Genomic DNA, 15,415 nt, shown 5'->3' with positions numbered 1-15,415 from the left:
GCTCCAGAGAGAGGAACCGGCCGCCGCCGGTCCCTCGCGTTCGATACCGATCAGGCAGCCTTGATGTTCGCCTGCGCCTCGCCGAGCTGAGTGAGCTTCTGATCGGTGGCGAGTTCCTCGTTCAAGGTGGCGTCGAAGAGCTTGACAGCTTCGTCCAAGCCCAACTGCTTCGCCCAACTCTTCAGCGTGCCGTAGCGAGCGATCTCATAGTGCTCAACTGCCTGTGCAGCGGCGACCAGGCCAGCATCAAGAGCAACAGTGCCCTTGAACTCATCCATGATGCTCTTGCCTTCCTCGATGATGCCGAGAATGGCGTCGCAGGTCTTGCCGCGAGCAGGTTTGCCAAGCAGTTCGAACACCTGCTCCAGGCGATCGATGTGCCCCTCGGATTCCTCCAGATGCTGCTGGAAACCGGCAGCAAGCTCAGCTGACTGAGCGGCCTTCGCCATTTTCGGCAGGGCTTTGACGATCTGCTTTTCTGCGTAATAGATGTCCTTGAGGGTATCGAGGAAAAGGTCGTTGAGGGTCTTTTCGGTGGCCATGATGCGTCCTTTTTGCAGGGTGTAACTGCGTCACCAACGCGTGATCTCTCTGACGAGTTCCGGGTCGTTCAGCGCTGCCGATCTTGGGTTTCCGGATGCTGGTCTTCCTGTCTCATCCGAGCGCGGATACCGCCGCCACGCTTCAGGCCGTCCTTTTTAGCGGGGTCGTTGATTGGGTAGGACAGCTGCCAGTGCCAACGACCCTGATGGGCCAAGTTGACGCGCCGACTGCGGAACAGTTGGCCGGCTTGGCCATTGCCAGAATCCAGACTTCGTTTAGGTGGTGACGATGGGAAATCCAGGAAGACACTTTCGCGACAATGGCCTGACATTGGCGCTCATCGGCATATTTGTCCTTTGCCTTATCGGCATGGTCTGGTCCGGATGGCTCGACGAGAACGCCATGCTGAGCGAGCATGGTGAGCCGGCCATTGGACTGGTCGAATACTTCTTCGGCTCATCATTCCAAGCGGCACTCTTCGAGAACTGGGAGAGCGAATTCCTGCAGATGTCGGCATACGTCATCATGACGGCATTCCTCTTTCAGCGAGGGTCTTCTGAATCGAAGGACCCGGACAAGGAAAATCCTGAAGACGCTGACCCCTCCGAAAAGCGCCGGAACAAGCAGGCGCCCTGGCCGGTGAAAGCCGGGGGAATTTGGACATTCCTATATTCCTATTCGCTCGGCATCGCCCTCTTGGCGCTGTTCGCGGCCTCCTTCGTGCTGCACTGGCTGCAAAGCACCGCGGCCGCCAATGAGGATGCTGCGATGCATGGACAGCCAGCTCAAACCGCTCTGGAATATCTTGCCGATCCTACTCTTTGGTTCGAGTCCTTCCAGAACTGGCAGTCTGAATTCCTTTCGACCGCGGTACTCGTGGTCCTTTCGATCTTTCTCCGTCATCGCGGCTCGCCGGAGTCGAAGCCCGTGGCGTCTCCCCATTCCAAGACCGGTCACTAGTCGAGTTCGTAAATGCGACAGCCCAGCGCAGATATCATTCGTCGGAACCACAAGATGCGCTTCGGTGCCGAGGTCAGAGGCGGAAGCACCCGCTTCAAGATCTGGGCGCCGAAATGCAAGGCAATGAAACTGAAGTTGAAGGGCCGGCGCACCCTGATCGAGCTCCAATCGGTGGGCGACGGTTGGCACCGGCTCGACGTCGAGGGCGTACGATCGGGAACGCTTTACAAGTACGTCCTGCCGGACGGAACGTCGATCCCCGATCCAACCTCTCGACATCAGCCCGAGGGGATCCATGGGTATAGCGAGGTCATCGACCCTTTAGAATTCAAATGGACCGACAGGGAATGGAAGGGGCGGCCTTGGGAGGAAGCGGTCATTTACGAGTTGCATATCGGCACATTCACCGATGAGGGGACATTTGCCGCGGCGGCGGCAAAGCTCGACCATCTTGTCGACCTTGGCATCACGGCGGTGCAAATCATGCCGATCGCCGAGTTCTACGGCAAATTTAACTGGGGGTACGATGGCGCCATGTGGTTCGCCCCTTCAGCCAAGTACGGGCGACCGGAGGACCTCAAAGCCTTCATAGACGCAGCACATCGACGATCCATGATGGTTTTCCTCGATGTCGTTTACAATCACTTCGGACCCCACGGAAATTACCTGCCGGCAATCGCGCCGATCTTTACGAAGAAGCACAAGAGTCCCTGGGGCGAGGCCATCAATTTCGACGGCCCCGGCGCCGAGGTGGTTCGAGAGCTGGTGGTTGAGAGCGCCCTTTATTGGACGAGCGAGTTCAACTTCGACGGGCTGCGTTTCGATGCCGTGCACACGATCGCGGACAACACTCCCACCCATATTCTCGAACTGCTGTCCGCTCGGCTCCGGGCATCTCGTCCGCACCGATATACTCATCTGATCATCGAAAACTCCGACAATCAGGAAATCTGGCTGAGGCGGAACAGCGGTGCGGAGCCAGTGCACTACACGGCCCAATGGAATGATGACGTTCATCATCTTCTGCATGCCGCTGCGACGGGTGAGAACACGGGCTATTATGCCGACTTCGATAATTTTGAGGAGCGTTCGGGCATGCTCGGCCGCGCCTTGGCAGAGGGGTTTGCTTACCAGGGAGAGATGAAACCGCATGAGGGCATGAAGCGAGGCGAGCCTAGCGAAGGCCTGCCGCCGACATCGTTCGTCGTCTACATGCAGGATCACGATCAGGTCGGCAACCGCGTGAAGGGTGATCGGATCACCAAGCTGGCGACCAGCGATGCAGTAAAGGCGCTGACCGCGATATACCTGCTGTCGCCGCAGATCCCGATGCTTTTCCAGGGGGAGGAATGGGCGAGCGCCCAGCCGTTTCCATTCTTTTCCGATGTACCAGCCGAGCTGCGAGACTCCGTGCGCAAGGGCCGCCAGGCAGAACTCAAGAGCACCCCCGAGCACGAAGATCCCAACAAGCCTAACGTGGAAGAGGCCGTCGATCCCACCAGCGCGAAGACTTTTGGATCAGCCAAGCTCGACTGGTCCAACCTGAACAGAGAGCCTCACCAATCCTGGCTCAAGCACTATCGGTCGCTGATCGATCTTCGGAAGGTTGAAATTGTGCCTCGCCTCTCGGGACAGAACGGCTTTGCCGGGCGATATGAGTTGCTCGGCATCAAATCGGTCCTTGTCACGTGGAGAATGGGCGACGGATCGATCTTGCGTCTCTACGCCAACCTCGCCGACGAGACGCAAGAAGGCGTTCCGCCATTGGAAGGGCGCCAGATTTTCCTTCAGGGCTATGCCGAGGAGGGGCGGCTGGGACCTTGGACAGCGCTTTGGACCATAGAGGTGTGAGCGTCCGCAAAGGGTGACGGCTTCAATCGCCGTTTCCGCCACCAGTGATCGTCGCCATCGTCCACCGATCGTCGCCGCAATGCTCGCAGCTTGCCGCAGACTGCTCGTTCGAAGTATACCCGCACCGCATGCAGCTCAGTAGGGCTTTGGTGGAGGTCCGGTCGACCTCCTTGGGCCGCTCTATCTCCCAAGGAGGCAAGATCGGCAGTCCGGGTCGGGCCCTCCCAGTCTCGAACACCGTCAGCACCCCGTCCGCTTCGATGATGGCGTGCTCCACCTCGCCCAACTGCCTGACACCCTTCTCGCGCAGCTGCTGAAACAGCTCGCTCGTGCCAAGACTACTGCTGTTGAGGAAAGAACTACAAATAACGCCGTCGCGTACGGCCTGTTCAGCCTTTCCGTCGATCAGGTGTTCGATGGCTTTGCTCCGAGCGATCCCTAGGTCGATTAATTTGTTCGCTACGACCACTGCCGTGACGACCAGCAAGCAGTGAAGCAAAGGAACGTCAGGGTAGAACATCGCATCGCCGACGGCCGATCCAAGCGCGATAACCAGTAGGAATTCAACGGTCGATAGCTGCCCGATGGCCCTGCTGCCGAGCCAACGCAGCAGGAACAAGGTATAGGCGTAAATGATCGCCGTTCGGATAATGATTTCGAGGAAGAAAATCGGGGGCTCGTCACCGATGAGCATGCGTTGCCAATCAATGCCTTCCATGGTCGCCTCCTATACGACTGTCACGAGATGCTTGGCTGCCATCTCGATGAAGGCCCGCTGATTGCGTCCAACGCAGTGGAGATGGATCGCGGCTGGCTCCAAGCCCGCAAGGGTCTCTATGTCGGCGCGATGGCGGCCGACGTCTGACGATATCGCGATGCATTGGCGAAGTTGATCCAGGTTCATCGCTTTCGCGGCAGCGTCGAAGTCGCGGGGCCGGCGCAGATCCCAAGCCGCATCACCGCCGATCGAGGGAGCTCTCCATTGATCGAGAGCCTCCCTAATTGCAATCTCGTCTTCAGGGGCCCAGGACAACGCATGCTGGATGTGGACCGGTTTGCCTTCGCCGCCGTTCTCGCGGAATGCGTCAACGACCTGTCTCACCTGATTGATGTCGCCGCCTGTCGTGAGCAGCCCATCCGCCCACGGTCCGCAAAAAGCCGCCGTCGCCGACGTTACCGCAGCACCGAAGAGGGGTACGGGCCGCTGCGGTCGCGAATAGAGCTTAGCTTCGACAACGGTCACCCTGCCTCGATGGGTCACCGTCTCTCCATCGAACAGGGCGCGGAAAACGTCGACGCACTCTCGCAGGCGCGCATTGCGCTCAGATTTCTCGGGCCAGTACTCGCCGGTTATCGCTTCATTGATCGCCTCGCCGCTGCCAAGGGACAGCCACAGGCGGTCGGGAAACATTTCTCCGATAGTGGCGGCCGCCTGCGCAAGGACTGCTGGATGATAGCGATATCCTGGCGCCGATATCATCCCAAACCCAAACTTCGTCGCTTGCATGGCTGCACCAAGCCATGACCAGGCGAACCCTGACTGCCCCTGGCGCTCACTCCACGGATGGAAATGGTCGGATGATTTCGCGCATGCGAAACCTGCTTGCTCGGCCTCACGGACCAGACCTAGCAATTCGCTTGGGGCGAACTGTTCGTGAGATGCGTGGTAACCGACCAAGGTCATGCGATATCTTTCCAGTTGTCGAGCAGCTCTCGTGTGGTGCAGGCCGTCAGTTGCTGTCCGAAGCGACTTTGGAGCACGGTTACCGCTGCGTCATGGGTTTGATCTGCGGAACCGAACACAGCATCGGTCGCGAGGATTGTGCGGTATCCAAGGTCAACTGCGCCAAGCACCGTCGCCATGACACATACATCGGTCTCGCCACCGGAAATGATCAGGGTTTCTACGCCGTTAGCTCGCAGCGCTCGGTCTAGGCCGCCGAACAGCCAAGGGGAATATCGGTTCTTGTCGAAGTGACCGGCAGGCGGCATGTAACGGGCGAGCGTGGGCACCACCTGTAGCATTTCGGGAGCCAGCCGCGACCTAACCATCGATGGCCAGCGAGCGTAGTAGTCGTGCCACGTGCCGGTCTCATCCTTCGGGTGCTCGGGTGGGATGAAGCGCGTGAAGATGGTATGGGCGGGAGCGCGTTCGACGAGGGCTTCGATGGCGGGTAAAACCCGGTTGAGCCACGGAGTCTGCCACTCGGTATCGCCCGCGAACATGTTTTGAACGTCGACGCAGAGGTGGGATAGCCGGGAATGCTCCGCCATTTAAAAGATTACCTTTGGAACGCAATGCAGGTTTATGTGACGGCTTGCCCGACAGGGTTTGAGAGGCGATCTGCCGCCTAACGGGCATCTCTTGGGGTAGTTGCTTTTCGCGCTACCACGCTGATGAGTGATGCAGGAACGCGTCCCCTGGCGGATTGCTTCTAGCGGTTTCGATGACGAGTGGATCGGCGACTGACCCGTCTTCTGAAATAAGTTGGTTTGACACCGCACCTTCGTCATCCGCACTTTGACCCAAAGACGCTAGGCCGCCTTCCGGGTCGACCGCTGAAAGCGCTTTATCGCCGGTGCAAGCAGTCGCGCACCCTCGTCATAGTCCGACCATGCGGAAGTGTCCCGCAGCAGGGCAGGGACCGTCCGGATGGTGAAGCGATTGGGATCCAAGTCGGTATGAACCTGGTTCCAGGTGAGCGGCATCGACACAGTTGCGCCCGGTCGAGCACGTGGTGAAAGAGGTGCGACGGCCGTCGCCATCCGATCGTTCCTCAGGTAGTCGAGGAAAATGCGACCATGACGCTGGTTCTTCGCCATTTTGATGAGAAAGCGGTCGGGGCTATCGAGGGCTGCCTGCTGGCAAACGGCGCGAGCGAAGGCTTTGGCCTCATCCCAGGAGAGTTGCTTCCCGCGACCGACTGCTAGAGGCGTTACCACGTGAAGACCTTTTCCGCCGGTAGTTTTGCAGAAACTGACGAGCCCCAATTCCTCAAGGCGATCACGCATTTCCCTCGCAGCTTCAACGACCGTCGCGAAAGGGACGTCAGGGCCAGGATCGAGGTCGAAGACTAAACGCCCTGGCACCTCTGGACGACCCGGCGCACAGTTCCACGGGTGGAGCTCGAGTCCGCCGATTTGCGCGATGGCGGCAAGACCTTCTATGCGGTCAATCTGTAAATACGGCTTTCTGTCGCCAAAAACCTCCACGAGAGTCAGAAGGTTCGACGTTCCAGGCATTGCGTGGCGCTGGAAGAACTGCTCGCCGTCGATGCCGTCAGGTGCCCGAATGATCGAGCACGGCCGACCTCTAATGTGGTCGATAAGCCATGAACCGACGGCTTCGAGATACTGAGCTAGATCGACCTTGGTCACCGGATGATCGTCACTAGCATCGGGCCATAGTTCCTTGTCTGGACTGGAGATTAAGACACCCATAACCGGCACCTTCTCGCCTTTGCGATAGGTCTTGGCTTTCGGCTTTTCCGCCAGATCATCGGCTGGGTCGGGTGTGTCGACTTTGGCCGGGGAGGCAGGCTTTTCGGCAACCACTTCGTTGGCGGGCTTATCCTCCCGTAGGCCTTTGAAGCTTGCCTGGCGGACTTGTCCGTCACCGGTCCAGCCAGCGAACTCGATCTCAGCGACCAGTTCCGGTCTTAGCCAGACGATTTCGGAGGACTTCTTCGGAGCGCCGACGCCTGTGAATGGGGTTTTGTCAGTTTCGAGTGCCTTCAGCCTCGGCATCAAGGCTTTGACCTTTTCGGCGCCGTAGCCAGTTCCAACCCGACCGACGTAGATGAAATGATCTCCGCGATTGACGCCCACGAGCAACGATCTGAATCGCCCATTGGTCGTGGAATACGCCCCGATAACCACCTCGTGGCCGGCTCGGCATTTCGATTTCACCCAGGTGTCCGAGCGCCCGGAGCTATACAGGGCATCGGTCCTCTTGCTGACGATACCTTCGAGGGACAGGCGACAAGCGCTTTTGAGCACCGCTTCGCCGCCTGTCTCGAAATGCTCTACGAACCGCAGTCTAGGATCGTCACCGCCATCGGCTAAAATCGATGCGAGGCGCTCTTTTCGCTCCAAGAGTGGCAAGTCCCGCAAGTCCTCCTCGCCCTCGAAAAGGAGGTCGAAGGCGAAGAACACAAGAGAACCGGTTTTGCGCTCCGACAGCGCCGCCTGCAGAGCGGCAAAGTCAGGCGCGCCATTTTCGTCGAGGGCACAGATCTCGCCGTCGATGATAGCGTCCGGCAGCGATCGCCCTGCATCAGCGATTTCGGGATATTTAGCGGTCCAGTCCAGCCCTTTCCGCGTTTTGAGAGTGACCCTTCCGGCTTCCACGCGCATCTGAATTCGATAGCCGTCGAATTTGATTTCATGGATCCAGCCGCCCGACGCGGGCGGCCGCGACGCATTCTCACAAAGCTGCGGTTCGATGAACGCAGGCATCGCCACTTCTCTGGTGGATCCGGACCGTTTCTTGGATTTCCGCCTGTTCGCCGCCAAACCGTGGCTGCTGTCCCAGACGGCGTTTGCATCGCCCGCCGTGGCCAGCATGAAGGGCTTCGGCTTCCTGCCCTTGCCTGCAGCGATTGCCTCCATGGTGCGCGCAGACGCCACCGATGTAATATTCTCCTCGAGGACGAGGGCTCCATTTTCCTCGACCGAGTGATCGTCGCGGTGCTTTATCAGCAGCCAGTTTATGCGCTTGCCACCATCGCGATTATTGCGGAGACGGACAAGGACATAGCTTCCGTGAAGCCGTGCACCGGACAGGGTGAACTTCAGCTCGCCTTTGGCGAGGGACTTCTGTGGTGACGCATTCCCCTCCGGCTCCCAATAGCCTCGGTCCCAAAGCATCACGGTACCACCACCGTATTGCCCCTTGGGGATCGTGCCTTCGAAGTCGCCATAGTCGAGCGGATGATCCTCCACCTCCACAGCAAGGCGCTTGTCTGATGGGTCAATGGAAGGGCCACGCGTCACGGCCCACGACTTGAAGACACCGTCAAGCTCCAGACGCAGGTCATAATGCAGACGGGTCGCATCGTGCTTTTGGATAACGAAGCGCAGGCGCTTGGATCCTGTGACCGGGTTTTGACCGCTCGGTTCCTGAGTTTTCTGGAAATCCCGTTTGCTCCTGTATGTTCCGAGTTTGTCGCCAGCCATCGCTTCTTATCCCTGCTCAGCATCACGCCGAAGGCGGTCATCCAGATGCTCCTCCAGCTTCTCCTTCAAAGGTTCAGCCCGGCAAACGTTCCGATTCCGAAAGGCAACGCCCGGTCGTCCCAACCATTGTCGGACGAGAGGAGCTGTGAATGGCACGTCTGAAATTCATTCCGCCCATGGAGGCGAAACTCGTTTCGGAACTCCCGAGCGAAGGAGAGTGGCAGTTCGAGCCGAAGTGGGATGGTTTTCGCTGCATCGCTATCCGGGACGAAGACCACGTCGATCTCCGGGCTAAGTCCGGGAAAGACCTCGGTCGCTATTTCCCGGAAATTGTCGATCTCGTCAGAGCGCTGCCGCATCGCCGCTTCATTCTCGACGGTGAACTCATCGTGGTTGTCGACGGCGAGGCTTCGTTCGAGGCCCTGCAGCAACGACTGCATCCCGCCAAAAGCCGGATCCAGAAACTTTCGCTAGCGACGCCGGCGATGCTCGTGGCGTTCGACTTACTCCATCTTGGCGGTCGCGACCTCGCAACGAACCCACTAAAGGGCAGGCGTGCTGCACTGGAAACCTTCCTCGCAGAAAATCCTCCGGATCTGCCGCTTCGACTATCGCCGGCCACCAACGACCATTCGATAGCGAACGAATGGTTTCGAGAACTCAGCAGCGAGCTCGATGGTGTGATCGCAAAGCATCTGGATGAGCCATACGTCAGCGGTCAGCGAGCCATGCTGAAGATCAAGCGTGTGCGCTCCGCGGACTGTGTTGTGGGCGGCTTCCGCTATGGCACTGGTGATAAACTGGTGGGCTCACTGTTGCTCGGGCTGTTCGATGAGAATGGAAATCTCGACCACGTCGGCTTCACTTCGGCGATCTCCGCGAAAGAAAAGCCCGAACTCACGAACAGGCTAGAGAAACTGAAGGGAGGTCCTGGGTTCACCGGAAAGGCTCCTGGAGGGCCGAGCCGCTGGTCTACCGAGCGGTCGACCGAATGGGTGCCCTTAGAGCATGAACTTGTTGTCGAGGTCGGATATGACCAGATCACCGGAAATCGATTCCGCCATGGCACCAAATTGTTGCGTTGGCGGCCTGACAAAGCTTCTGGTCAATGCACTTTTGAGCAGCTCGGCCGCCCCATGGCACCAGATGCGATCATTCGTTCGACGGTATCTGGGTCGTAGGAATCGTACTCCCTGGGGAACTTCAGCTGCATCAATTAGTTGGGGCCGCGAGGTCAGTTTGCGTCAACTGGACACGGTGGCAAAGGGAACGAGGATGGTTTTTCCAGTTTCCCGCCTCGACCAACGAAATGGTAGCCGAGCCCTTATCCCACCCGAACTGACCTCCATTCCGCAAGGTACTTATGACCAGTTTGAGCCGGCTCCTCTTTAGGGCGCTTGATAGGTCCGCAGCTATTCTCAGCTCGATTTCCTACTTGTTCCGTGTGAGTTGGCGATTGACGAGCTATGGCTAGCATGTTCGCCACGGCATCGACATTTATGAGCCGAAAGGGAGGCGCCTCAGCGTTCGCTCGCCCATCTTGGTGATCGATCCGAGCTTCTGTTTACCTCCGCTCGATAGCCGACGCGGCGCTAGTCCCACCCGAACCCTCAACGCCCGCGGTTCACTTGGCGATCGTTGGATGGCCCACTTCTCGTCGATCATCGAATGGCTTGCGTTCGCCATCCTTTGATGTGACGTTAATATGTCAATCAAGAACAATGGGGTAGAGAATGCCCATCGAACAGACCCCAAACGTGCCGGTCCCCGATCTCTTCGACGAGCACAGCAGATTTCTGCTGGCCGCCATCGTTGAGAGTTCCTTTGACGCCATTGTGAGTAAGGATCTTAATAGCGTCATCCGAAGTTGGAACGCAGCCGCGGAGCGCATGTTCGGCTATCCCGCCGAAGAGGCAATCGGCAAATCCGTGACAATGCTAATTCCGGAGAATCTCCAAAGCGAAGAAGTCGACATTATCAATCGCATCAAAAGCGGTGAGAGGGTGGAGAGCTTCGAAACAGTGCGGCTTCGACGAGACGGCAGCACGATCAACGTCTCCCTGACCATATCGCCCATTAGAAACGCTCAGGGTACGATTATCGGGGCATCGAAGATTGCCCGCGACATAACGCAGGCAAAGGAGGCAGAGCGACGTATTCGCCTCCTCCTTCGGGAGGTCAATCATCGGGTCAAAAACCAGTTTGCCGTAATTCTTTCAATTATTCGCGAGACCAGTGATCGTGCTGCGGGTCCGGAAGAATTTCAGGCGCAACTGCGCGATCGCATCATGGCACTTTCGAGATCCCATGATCTCCTGGTCAATTCTGACTGGTCTGGGGCAAGCCTCTTGGAGCTCATACATCACCATGTCGGCGTCTTCGGACACGAGCAGCTCGTTACGATCTCAGGTCCCCTCGTGACTTTGAACTCCAATGCCGTGCAGCATCTGGGCATGGCAATACATGAACTGGGCACAAATTCTGCGAAATATGGGGTACTTGCGCAGGGGCTCGGTGCGATCTCGATAGACTGGAAAATTGGCGAAGACGAAGATGGCAACCGCATCCTCGATCTCGTTTGGCGCGAGGAACTGCTCGAGACGGTCGCAGCACGGCTAGAAAGTCCGTCGCGTCGCGGCTTCGGTTCCGTGGTGGTGGAGCGCGTAGTTCCACTCGCTCTGTCGGGAAAGGCAACACTGGAGAGGCAACCGAAGCGAGTGATATGGTCGTTGCGGGCACGGCTTGATGCATTGACCCAGCCTGACTGATTGCAACGGCAACTTTCCCGCATGATCTGTGTTTCCGAGAAGGAGATGCTGAAGATGAGCAGCGGGAGGGCGGACCGGAGCTGACGCCTACGGGGCTGGATTATCTACGGGAGCATTTTCCACTGGGGAATGTCCCGGATTAGGGGGCCATTTCACGCATTGCCGATGCTATGACGCGGGGCGAATAAGGCTTGTTGAAAAAGTGGCTGTGGTCAGGCATGTCGCCGATACGAACCTCGCGGTGGCCTGATGTGACGATGATCTGGACTGGGGGCCATCTATCCCGAACAGCTGCGGCTAGTTCAAGACCTCCCGGGGTCAGCCTTGCGCGACGTATCTGAGAAAGAGCGCAACGTCCTGCACCCGCGATGGCGCTATGCAACCGAAGCGAAGAAAGCCCCGGCAGCGAGAAGTAGAACGCCCAACGGGATGACAAATCTCCAGAAGCCGGCCATCCCGCCATGTCTCCCGAACACGACCCGCTCAGCGGGGTCGCTGTAGAGTTCCTCGGCCGTTGGCTTCGCTTCTGGCGCCTCGAATTCCACGTTTGGCTTGTCACGACTGGTCATTCTTTCGGACCGCTTATCGGTTGCTCGAGCTTTCCACCGCCCGCCTTGTTTCCCAGGTCATCCACATTGTCGTCCAACTGGTTGGTTTCCCCGGTCTTGATGGGAGCAGGGGTATCGCCTCCGCGGGTATCGGTGTCTACTGCGGGTGTAGCATCCGCATCACTGCCGCTTCCGACGTCTTTTAGGTCGGGCGTACGCGTATTTGTATGTCTTGAGGTCATCTTTCCAACTCCGATCTGTTGAAGTTAGCGGTTGCCACAACGAAAGGTTCCTTCACGCCTGCAGTCACGGGAACTGCGTGGCCATCGCCGGGTTAAGTTTCCAAAGAGGGAGACCTTGGATGGAGAATATTTTGGCTATCACGGTAGTGTTGGCACTGTCGGCGATCCCAGCACTCGCGCAAGAAAGAGGGCCTTTGGTCGAATTGACCGATGGCGATGCCTCGATTTCAGTGCTTGGGCTGGCGGTTGACCAAACGGTTGGCAAGGAGGTCTATGACAGAGAAGGCACCCTGCTTGGAACCGTCGGTAAGGTGCTCGGAGATGATGCGGACACTCCGATCGCACTGACTGTCGGCGGAGGTGGGCGGATCGTCGTGCTTGAGCTGGCGAGCACCGAACTCATCAACAACCGTATCGTTACGCAACTGAGCGGCAACGAATACGAGGGACTTCCGGCATTTGAGCAGTAGCGTCAAACTTGGTGCAGATGCTGGCGGAATGTGGGGCGGCCACGCCTAGTGAAAAAGAATGCCAGAGCATGCGTTCATCCGCCAACTTCATTGCCGGTGTCCTTGAGGAATCTCGTATACAGCGTTCGCCTCTGAGGACCGGTTGGTCCGCACTTGGTGCAGTTTGGACCGTCTATTGCGTACGGTGTAGCGTCTCGATAACCCCAATAGGGGTTTAGACAGGTAGGCAAAATTGCTCCTGCCCTCGGGAGAGCCGCATGTCGTACGTCAACTTGCTGCTCAACGATTTGGACGCGTCAATTCTGAAGCACATAGGGCCTCAGCTCGAACTGGTCCGGCTCGAAATCCGACAATCTCTCGTCAAGGCCGGCGAGGTTTCCGAGTGGATTTACTTCCCTGAGGATGGCCTGATTTCCCTCGTTTCTGAGTATGAGCCAGGGCGGCATATCGAGGTTGGTATGATCGGTCGCGAAGGCTTTTTCGACCCCGGCTTCGCATTGCGAGACGAGCGCGCGGCCTTTGACGGCAATGTTCAGGTCGAGGGCAGTGCTTACCGGTTTTCGAATCGCCATCTATCTGAGAGCCATCTGGAAGTCTTTAGAACCATCCCTGTTCGGCTTCGGGTCTTCGCTTGGCGCATCCTTGATTTCCTTTGGATCCTAGAATGCCATCATCACCGTTGCCGTTGCCGTTGCCGTTGCCGGTACCCGATATTCTTGGGGACGTCCGCAATCTCATTCAAAACTTCAAAAGCCGCCGGTCCCCTTCCCACCCCGAGGCCGCCCGTTGTCTGCCGCCCTCCTATTCGACAAAGGGATTGGGTGTTACCGATGCAAAAAGCTGGCCTTTCCGGTGACGCGCGTGGCTGATCGCTAATTTCCGAGGAGCACGCCCGTGAGAGGCGCGATTAACAAGACGGAACTGAGGGAGCAATCGATCATCACGCTCCCTCGCCTTATCGTGTTGCTCATCGTCTCGTTTTTATTAATTTATTTCGCTAGGTATTGGGTTTCAAAAGATTACGTATCAATAGTTTTTATGACTGTGATAGGCATTTGGGCGACTGTTGTGATGAGTATTGTATCGACAATTAGCTACCTTATTGTCGATGTGCTTGGCTATAGAATCGACACCGCCCTGGGCAATGACCGTTATATGATTTCGAAAAGTCCACTTTCTTCGATTATAATTCGCGAATTCATCAGGTAGTTGGTTTGTCGGCATCCGGAATTCCCAACCGGGTAGCCTACAGCGGCGCAAACCGGGACAATAAAATTAGCCGTCGAACGACTGCTTTAATCCAGCGCTCAACTTAAGCCTGCCTGGCAGCTCACCACCCCGACGCCGCCAGTCCGCAGCAGAACCCATCGCGGACAAAAGGTGCCCCAAACGGCTCTTATCAAAAGCAGCCATCAGAACGTCTGCTTGATAAGGTCCGTAGCGCCCAGGTGTACTGTTTTTTTGTCGGGAAACGAGACGATTACCAGAGGAAAAGAACTAGATCCGGCGCCGTTCAGCCATGCGAACCGCTGGTCGAGATCAAACAAGATTGGGTCGTTCGTGGTAGAAAGCTCGATGGTGACGGTCGTCGCACCAAGACCCTCACCAGCGCTTGGATCGATACCATAGCCAGTAATCGGCAATTGCTCACTGTTCACAGTGAAGATTACCGGCATCCGATTGGATGGGATATCACAATTGCCTCGGAAGGCCCCTATTCGAGCTACCAAGGCTCGGCCGTCTGTAGGTGGGTCCAATAGACCACATGCTGTAAGGAGGTATCGCGCTGAGGAGCCCCCTTTCCCTTGCATGCTTAAAAACAATCTCCCCCCATCCGAAAGAGGTAGCTCGACTGCCTGCCCCCTTTGTCTCAATTTAAAACTTGTTTGACCGGGGAAGTAAAAGAGCGGCTCGGTCCACTGCGCGCGGATTTCTTGGACAGCGGACGCGGACTGCCGTACTCCGCCGATGTCTATCGTCAAGGTAAGACGATAACGCAGCACCGCCTCTGCTCGACGGCAGGCAGCGACGCCCACAGTCAAGAGAGCAGCAATGCTCAAAGCCAAAGCGATCTTCGCGCCAAGCCTCATTTCATCGCTCTCGGACAACCGGTGACGACAATCATTTTGTTTCGCGCTTTGGTGGCATGTGCCTGGCCGACAGCAAAGTTGTACCTCGTCGGACAGGAAAGTGAACTGTCCGAATTCACCGAAAGGCAATTCGAAGCTGCCGGTCCGCTACCCACCCCTTTGCTGTCGGAATTTCTATTTTTGCACCCAGTTCGCCAAAATGGGTGCAAAAGTGAAAATTCCGCCGATCTGCGAAATTGAAAAGGATGGCGATGGCCGACTTCAGAGTGCCGCATGCCGAGCACCCAAGCGCTGAACAAGGCCGTGTGCGGGAATGCCCCTTGTGCTCAAAATTGAGATCTGCCAGTGTCGCATAAGGCCCAGCCTCCGAGATCGCCACTGCGGTCGCATTAAGTCCCCAGCGGAAACGCTCGGGGATTTTCTTATTCTAAGGCGCGCGCTCTCAGCGCCTGAGACGTCCTGAGGCTGATAGCTACGCAGATCGTGGCGGCCTTATCTGGCAGCTATCCCCTCGTGATTTCGGCCGAAATCTCATTTGGGCGAACCATAGAGGCGACGAAGCTGGCAACAACCGAGCCGTTTCGTTGCCAACACAATCATAACGACAGGAATGAAGACGGCGGACACGCAGCTCAGTTGGTCGCCAAATTACGATTTGGATCAACAGGAACGACAGTGCCGCAAAGGCCTAAAAATCCTGAAGAAATCAGCGATTTCCGCATCTCAAAGTCGTGCCTTTGGATAATTCCAATAGCAAACTTAGAG

12 protein-coding genes and 1 pseudogene are annotated in these 15,415 nt (G+C 57.3%); 7 read left to right on the top strand and 6 right to left on the bottom strand.

The window, feature by feature from the left end; genetic code table 11:
- Window positions 1-50 precede the first annotated feature (50 nt).
- Entirely contained in the window at window positions 51-542 is a 492-nt protein-coding gene (locus tag ASD83_RS05025) for a ferritin-like domain-containing protein (protein WP_056308514.1), read from the bottom strand.
- Window positions 543-831: 289 nt separating this feature from the next.
- Between ASD83_RS05025 and ASD83_RS05015 the strand changes: the two genes are divergently transcribed.
- Together ASD83_RS05015 and treZ are read left to right on the top strand one after the other, a co-directional pair.
- Complete coding sequence (locus ASD83_RS05015; protein WP_056308510.1) at window positions 832-1,503, top strand: DUF6766 family protein; 672 nt, start codon at window positions 832-834, stop codon at window positions 1,501-1,503.
- A 12-nt stretch (window positions 1,504-1,515) separates the two neighbouring features.
- Window positions 1,516-3,354 (top strand): malto-oligosyltrehalose trehalohydrolase, encoded by a 1,839-nt coding sequence (treZ, locus tag ASD83_RS05010; protein WP_244489101.1) that lies wholly within the window; start codon window positions 1,516-1,518, stop codon window positions 3,352-3,354.
- 22 nt (window positions 3,355-3,376) lie between these two features.
- On the opposite strand, the gene ASD83_RS05005 is transcribed toward treZ, so the two are convergent.
- The 4 genes from ASD83_RS05005 to ligD all read right to left on the bottom strand — a co-directional run bounded on the left by ASD83_RS05005 (window position 3,377) and on the right by ligD (window position 8,532).
- Window positions 3,377-4,072: a DUF421 domain-containing protein gene (locus ASD83_RS05005; RefSeq protein WP_082560960.1), complete on the bottom strand. Its 696-nt coding sequence runs from the start codon at window positions 4,070-4,072 to the stop codon at window positions 3,377-3,379.
- A gap of 9 nt (window positions 4,073-4,081) precedes the next feature.
- Entirely contained in the window at window positions 4,082-5,038 is a 957-nt protein-coding gene (locus ASD83_RS05000; RefSeq protein ID WP_056308508.1) for a TIGR03885 family FMN-dependent LLM class oxidoreductase, read from the bottom strand.
- Window positions 5,035-5,628 (bottom strand): cysteine hydrolase family protein, encoded by a 594-nt coding sequence (locus ASD83_RS04995; RefSeq protein ID WP_056308505.1) that lies wholly within the window; start codon window positions 5,626-5,628, stop codon window positions 5,035-5,037. The genes ASD83_RS05000 and ASD83_RS04995 overlap by 4 nt, the downstream gene beginning before the upstream one ends.
- A gap of 261 nt (window positions 5,629-5,889) precedes the next feature.
- Window positions 5,890-8,532: a DNA ligase D gene (gene ligD, locus ASD83_RS04990; protein WP_056308503.1), complete on the bottom strand. Its 2,643-nt coding sequence runs from the start codon at window positions 8,530-8,532 to the stop codon at window positions 5,890-5,892.
- Window positions 8,533-8,681: 149 nt separating this feature from the next.
- Between ligD and ASD83_RS04985 the strand changes: the two genes are divergently transcribed.
- Complete coding sequence (locus ASD83_RS04985) at window positions 8,682-9,713, top strand: ATP-dependent DNA ligase (RefSeq protein ID WP_056308501.1); 1,032 nt, start codon at window positions 8,682-8,684, stop codon at window positions 9,711-9,713.
- Between the two features lie 331 nt (window positions 9,714-10,044).
- On the opposite strand, the pseudogene ASD83_RS21440 reads toward ASD83_RS04985, so the two are convergent.
- Window positions 10,045-10,197 (bottom strand): annotated as a pseudogene (locus ASD83_RS21440) (transposase); the annotation flags it as partial.
- 68 nt (window positions 10,198-10,265) lie between these two features.
- On the opposite strand from ASD83_RS21440, the gene ASD83_RS04980 reads away from it, so the two are divergent.
- The 4 genes from ASD83_RS04980 (at window position 10,266) to ASD83_RS20875 (ending at window position 14,890) form a co-directional block, all read left to right on the top strand.
- A complete protein-coding gene (locus tag ASD83_RS04980) occupies window positions 10,266-11,300 on the top strand; it encodes a PAS domain S-box protein (protein ID WP_082560958.1) in 1,035 nt (344 codons plus the stop codon).
- A gap of 909 nt (window positions 11,301-12,209) precedes the next feature.
- Entirely contained in the window at window positions 12,210-12,560 is a 351-nt protein-coding gene (locus tag ASD83_RS04970) for a PRC-barrel domain-containing protein (protein ID WP_056308497.1), read from the top strand.
- 257 nt (window positions 12,561-12,817) lie between these two features.
- A complete protein-coding gene (locus ASD83_RS21220; RefSeq protein ID WP_210168343.1) occupies window positions 12,818-13,429 on the top strand; it encodes a hypothetical protein in 612 nt (203 codons plus the stop codon).
- Window positions 13,430-14,446: 1,017 nt separating this feature from the next.
- On the top strand, window positions 14,447-14,890 hold the full coding sequence (locus tag ASD83_RS20875; protein WP_156385744.1) for a hypothetical protein: 444 nt from the start codon (window positions 14,447-14,449) through the stop codon (window positions 14,888-14,890).
- Window positions 14,891-15,415 lie beyond the last annotated feature (525 nt).

The sequence above is a fragment of the Devosia sp. Root685 genome (assembly GCF_001427875.1).
Classification (GTDB): domain Bacteria; phylum Pseudomonadota; class Alphaproteobacteria; order Rhizobiales; family Devosiaceae; genus Devosia.
The sequence above is the reverse complement of the archived record's forward strand: the minus strand, read 5'-3'. Positions and strand labels throughout refer to the sequence as shown.